Annotated in this window: 5 protein-coding genes and 1 pseudogene; all 6 read right to left on the reverse strand. The window is 47.6% G+C overall.

From position 1 onward, the window contains the following. Positions 1 to 283: 283 nt before the first annotated feature. Complete coding sequence (locus TU75_RS25860) at positions 284 to 1,270, reverse strand: DUF4238 domain-containing protein (protein ID WP_069665441.1); 987 nt, start codon at positions 1,268 to 1,270, stop codon at positions 284 to 286. Between the two features lie 660 nt (positions 1,271 to 1,930). Continuing rightward, positions 1,931 to 3,280, reverse strand: coding sequence for a hypothetical protein (locus tag TU75_RS25870; protein WP_060550520.1), 1,350 nt, complete (start codon positions 3,278 to 3,280; stop codon positions 1,931 to 1,933). Between the two features lie 65 nt (positions 3,281 to 3,345). After that, complete coding sequence (locus TU75_RS27570) at positions 3,346 to 3,762, reverse strand: hypothetical protein (RefSeq protein ID WP_141719170.1); 417 nt, start codon at positions 3,760 to 3,762, stop codon at positions 3,346 to 3,348. A 92-nt stretch (positions 3,763 to 3,854) separates the two neighbouring features. Then, positions 3,855 to 4,264, reverse strand: a pseudogene (locus TU75_RS28265) (hypothetical protein). Then, positions 4,261 to 4,470, reverse strand: coding sequence for a hypothetical protein (locus tag TU75_RS25875; RefSeq protein WP_060550521.1), 210 nt, complete (start codon positions 4,468 to 4,470; stop codon positions 4,261 to 4,263). Before TU75_RS25875 ends, TU75_RS28265 begins: the two are co-directional and overlap by 4 nt. A 111-nt stretch (positions 4,471 to 4,581) precedes the next feature. Continuing rightward, positions 4,582 to 5,928, reverse strand: coding sequence for a hypothetical protein (locus tag TU75_RS25880; protein WP_060550522.1), 1,347 nt, complete (start codon positions 5,926 to 5,928; stop codon positions 4,582 to 4,584). Positions 5,929 to 6,077: the final 149 nt, after the last annotated feature.

Genomic DNA, 6,077 nt, shown 5'->3' on the forward strand with positions numbered 1-6,077 from the left:
CGCGAACCATGGCCAGTTTTTGCTCCGGGCTCCAGCGGCGCCGCCGCTCCTGGCCCAAAAGCTCCCCACTCTTGTCGTTGCTATTAGTCATAAACATAACCGTTTGCCTATCCCTTATCGTAAGGGGGAAACGGTGTCCTGTCTTTCATGGGGCTCGTTCATGAGCTTGAGTCCTCATGCGGTTGAGTGTTGCTAGATCCTGAATACCATTGATATATTGATAATGTATCCTCCAAAAATTTGCGATCAAGTTGGAATAATGTTTTGTGAATTTAATTAAGTGTTAGTCAGAGAAAGCCTCTCTATACCTGCGCCCTACAAGCTTCTTGTATGGGGATATAGCTTCCCTTGTATCTCCGATAATATGTATTAGAGTCTGTTTGGCCACCCTGGAATTTAGCTCATCGACAAACGATGAGTCCACAGCCTGGCGGCCAGGGTCGAATCGTTTTGATTCACAAATTATAAGCGCGACCCTGGGTGAGATTGGGTAGTAAAAGTCGACCATCTTGGGTGCTAAAAAACCTGATTCAGTCACGCTTGGGTGTACATTGATGACGGGCTGGTCAGATGTAATGAAGGGCTTGTCGGTGTTGTTTATTAATAGGGTATGTGTTGAGGTGTTGGCGCGTTTGTATAAAGTGCTGCCTATGTTCATTCCGAACATATAGCTGATAAACCACCATGCGTGAGACATGGTCTTAGACATGGCCTCGTCAGTGTCGGAAGTATTTGTAATCCTTATTGCACCGTCGCGGAAGGTCTTAGTCCTGGCAAATTGATGTCCAATAAACAATAACAGTTCTATCATATTTTCAGGCTCGTTCAAAACCTCGTAATTTTCTTCGGCCAAGGCTGAGAGCGTTGAGTGAACACCCGTCTCTTGTAATGAATGGAGATTCTCCATCATATTGCATTCTAATGCATGTATAATTTGATCGCCTTTTTCGTCCTTGATGCCGAGTGCACGATACAGTTCCTGTATTCGCTGAGCAGCTAAAAAAACATTCAGAAAATTCATGTGGATTTTTTGCATGAACGGCGGGGATGAGCTTGATAGGTATTTTATTACTTCGATGTTTTCATTGCTCAGAGGTGTTGTCTTGTAAAAGTAGTCGTCGACTACAATTCCTCTGACACTGTCGTGCGCGAGCTTTCCTGTTTTGCTAGTGTAATGTACGTTGTTGGTTCCGCGCCCCCATCGCAACAGGTAATTTGCCCATACATGATGCTGGTGTTTTTTGGCTTCTAAATCTTTAGGGTTGATCATGTGGCCTCCTGCCGGGCTTTTGATCTTTGCTGGTCGCCTCCAGGCTTTCTGCCTAGGGGTGTAACTCGATGTTATATGATTTTTGTAAGGGCAACTCTCTGGTGTGCGCTCGTTAGTAACGTTTATCACCTATTTCTCGGCAAGCCAACTCACCTAGGGTTGCCAATGCTTCGACAAGCTCTTCTGAGAGGTCTTGGCAACACGCTATCCGCATACAGTTCGAGAACCTAGGCCCATCCGAGTAGAGCTCGCCAGGCATGATGATTATGTTTTCCTGGCGCGCTTTGCGGAACAGATTTGTCGTATGAATTTCCTCTGGCAACTCTACCCAGATCACGAACCCACCGTCCGGCTGGGTGGCCCGGGTACCTTCCGGAAAGTGCTTAGCAATCAGGCCGAGTACAGCACTTCCTCCAAGCCCCTGCATGGTGACTACTTCGCAAGGCTTTCGGTTAAATTCCTGCCATCGTAACTTGATGGCGACGCACGGCACATACGCTTAGGGCATAACCACTTAGCGGGGCGGCTTATAGATTCGAGGCAAAGCCATCCCGCCCATAATTCAATAAGTTAGCAGAAACGTCAGGTTAAGCGGCTTGGAGTAAACTGTGTAAACCTGCCCTAAGCCGCCTTGCCGTAGGTGCTCCAATAGAAGGTAAGTCACATGTCGCAGAAAGCTTTTTCTGAATCCGCGCCTGAGTAATTAAAAAAGGCTAGAGCTGCGCAGATAAGAGTAATCTTAGAAAAATGCTCAGCCATACCCCTTAGCTCCTCAAATGAACTCATCCTATCAACCTTGTTACCGTGCAATATCTCAGACCTGCCATTTTCATAAATCATAGATATAGCCTTGTAAAGAGAACGCGCCTCACCTATATTTACAACATCATTTACAGGGATCTTGGTTAAATTTGAAACCATATTTGCTATCGCGGGGGTTTTGCCACCCCCACTACTTAATACATCTAAGCAAGTACCAAATTTTGCAATCGCTATCTGGTCATTCACCTCCCGGCATGCTTCACCGTGCCAATCAAGTGCTGTCGACCATCGCCGACAGAGGCCAGGACAACCTTCGTTCACATTGAAGAGGCCTGTCAATATTTTAGCTACCGCATCTAAAAATCTTTTCTGGTTACAACTCAAATTCTCAAGACTGAGCAGGAATGGATTGATTTCGTCAGATAGTTTAGCACCGGCATGCCAAAGAAACCCATCTGTCTCAACTATGCTATGTGTTAAGATCGGGGGTCTTCTCTCAGTATAAAGAGTAAGGCTTCTAAACATTTTATGACTACCACTTATTAGTGATATGGAGTCAAGTGCAGTCCTCGCTGTAATAGTGGAGAGCTTATGAGAGAGGGCCTGTCCATAACCTGAAGTAGTTACCTTGATCATACTTCCTGATTTAGTAAGTACACCAAAAAGCGAAGTGTTCAGAGGCTTTAGTAGTACATTTTTATCAACCAGCGCCGCTTTTAAGTTTTCACGCCAGTCAGAGTTATCTACCCCTAAATAGTTCAGCGCACCAGCAGGAAAATTAACAGAATCAATCCAATCCATTTTTTTAAAAATTGCAACAGGCCCGAGGATAAAAGGCCCATTGCGCTCTAAGCCTGTGAGCGCAGCAGGTAAGTGGCACGTGAAATCACGGGCTGATGTAGATGCCAGCTCTGCCACAGATGGCTTTATGACGCCTTTCAAGTAGGCAGGTAAGAAATACCTAATTGCACACGGACTCGTGCCAGACTCTAAAAACTCGGCATACACTCCAACCATGGCCTTTTTGATTAAACCATGATGCTCCGCTATATCAAGCTTAATACAATCAGGCCAACCGATTTTCAACAGAGCTGACGAAACGAGCTTGATTTTGTTTTCTGTAGCGCCACTGACACTCATCTGCCAGTCACCTTTTGTTGTGACGAAATTAGGAGAGGCTGGCTCCTCACCTGTATGCGCCTTACTAAATGACACGAAAGCGTCGTAAATGAGTATTTCCAACTTCATAAAGGTTCCTCTCTAGCGTGAGAATACTGACTGCACGCTTATTAGGTGTAAAGATAGACTTGATTCTACTTAGGTTGAACCGCCACATCACAAATCAATGAGCTCTTCGCGACAACGTATTTGCAGTTGGCGGTGTCAGAGCTCACTTCAAAGTTCTGATTTGTCTTTAAATATAGCTGTGAGACAGGATGGAAAACTCCCTGCAAGCATGCAATATAACCTGCGGCAGACATAAAGATACCCACGAGAGTAAAACAAAAAGTGCGTTTGTCACTTAATTTTGTTACTGTTAGCACGGCTGTCATTAAAAGACCGAAGCATGTAGAAAACAGTGAAAATCCTAGGACTGCTCCCCAGCTGAACCATACACACAGCACTATAGTAGTAGCAAAGATGGAGGCAGCAACGATCATCAAAAAAATAACTAGCCTGCTGGTTTCTGTGTGAACAGGATTGTAATTTGTGCTATGTGGTTTTTTCATTCTTCACTTCTCCATAGATTCAAGGGGCTTTCAATTAATAGGCTGCAATGTTCATACGGTATTAGGTAAGCGTCAATATTAAGGGCATGCTTCTATCCCGGTTTCAGGTTTATGTACTTAGTCAAGCCTCTACTTTTTTGCAATCTGCCACCTTGGAGAGGCTTTGACCTTCGCGTATCTAGAAGCTCAATCACGCGCTGTTTCTCCGTTTGAGAGGGAGGCCAATCATCAATCTCAACGCTGCAGTGAATGCACTCGCTCAGTGCCCATTTAACAATCATGTCCGCTGCAGCCCTGTGATGATCCGTCATGTACAGCCGTTGGCCTTCAACAGACCAGCCACCGCCAGCTAACTTGTTACGCCAGATTCTCGGTCAAAGTAGGACAAGAAATGCCAACCACCTTCAGTGCTTCCCGATGCGGAAAATTGATGGCGGCCTTTCCTGTGATGTAGCTGGCTGATAACGCGTTTCAGAACAAAATCAAATAGCGGCTGCCTCATGGAAGCTTTTTGAGGCGGGCCAAGCCCTGTTTTATGTGGCCGGCGTTCTCGCCTATTGTGTAAAGCGCACCGCGAACGTTGTCACCGACTTGCGCATGCCCCTGGGCTTCGACCTGGAGGGTCAGCTCCATCAGGGCGGCCTCAAGGGCGATTTGGTTCTCGTACATCCTTTCCAGGACGTCTGATAATGAGTATTCGCTAGCCACTTTTTCACTCCTGTTTTAAGCCGAGCATAGCAACAGGGGAATAGGGTAATGGTCGCCGCTGGGACAGGACAGGGAGGAAGGGCGCACCGAGAGGTAGGCCCCAGATCCGTATCAGCTAATACCGAGCAGCGCCTTGATCCCATCCCATGTCCCGCCAGTGAAGATACCTTCGCCAGCGATCAATGCTGGGGCAACGATCACCTTAGTGCCGACCCAGCTCAAGAATTTGCTCAGCTTCCAAGAGTTCAGATGAGGCTTGGGCTCGACATATTTCGCTGAAAAACAGAAAGCTAAAGTGAGAGGGAGAGTGGCTGCGAAAAGTCGCAAGCACAGTACCCTTGTATCTGTGGTTATCACCGGCAGCATTTCGGGTGTTAAAGCACTGCTCAAGAAATAAATACCCACACCTAGTAGGGTGGGAAGCACGAGAAAAATCCCGACATATTTGATACGTGTGAGTGATCTCTCAGCGGCTTCGGCTCGGTCTCGATGAGCCTGGATCTCGTTTGTAGCCTCGTTAGCTTCCTGCAGACGCTGCTGCAACTGAGTCTGTGCATTCTCGAGATCTTGAGCTCTCTGCTCGGCCATCCTCCGCTCGGACTCTAAATCAGCGATCTGTTTGGCAGTGATGTCCTGTTGACCTTCAACGACAGAACGGGCCGCCCGCTCCTCGAGCAGGTGCTGCTCCTTTTCATCCAGTACGGCCTTGGTTTCTTCAAGCTGCTGGGAAACGTTTCGGTGGTGGCTCAACAGCTCATCATGTACCAACTCGAACACTTCCTGATTGGAAGCCTCGATATTGCTGATCCGTGCGCGAAGCGCCCGATTAGTAAGCACCACGCGGATGGCGGATTCTGGTAGATCTCCAACATTTTCGAATCTCGACATTGATTCCAGCACCTTCAACGTCGCCCTTTCGTCCTCAAGATCGAACGATTGGAAAAAAAGTGGCAGGCGCAAGGAGTCAACCAAACTTTCTTCGAGTTCTGGAGAGCGAGGCACCCAAAACTGAATGAGCTGAACCAGATTGCTTGGATGCAGTACCACCGGCAGCTTCGCGCGGATGGCTGCGCGTTTTGCTCGGTCAAAGCCGATCAGGCGCCAGTCTATGGAAACTGCCCAATACTCAGTCTCGAAAGGTGACCCATTATTTTGGGGGCGACGGTCGTTGACGGCATGCCAAAGTACGGCGTCATGCAGCAGAGCTTCGTACCCTTTGCGACGTTTCTCCGGGAGCTCTTTTGTCTCCCTCTCAACCTCGTGCATTACATCGTCAATGACATCTTGGCGTGTGTGATAGATGCTTGGATGTGCATCCAGTACGCTTATTCCTTTTTCCTCTAGGATGAACCTAAGCTCATCAATGTAAGGGCGAAAGAAATCGGCTGCAGAAAGATTTGCAGTCGAGGCGGCAGTGCTGAAGAACTTTTTGGCGATGCTGGGTAGCGGCTGAGTCATGGCTACGCGGGACATTGCCTGAGTGTAGTGGTCAACTAATCCCGGACACGACGTTAAGTTTTTCCTCGGCCCGCGCTGGGGCCAACCCATCGTTGAATTGATGAGGCCTAATCCAGTTATAGCGATGCATCAAAAAATGGCTGATATCG

The organism is Pseudomonas poae, assembly GCF_001439785.1.
GTDB classification, from domain to species: Bacteria; Pseudomonadota; Gammaproteobacteria; order Pseudomonadales; family Pseudomonadaceae; genus Aquipseudomonas; species Aquipseudomonas poae.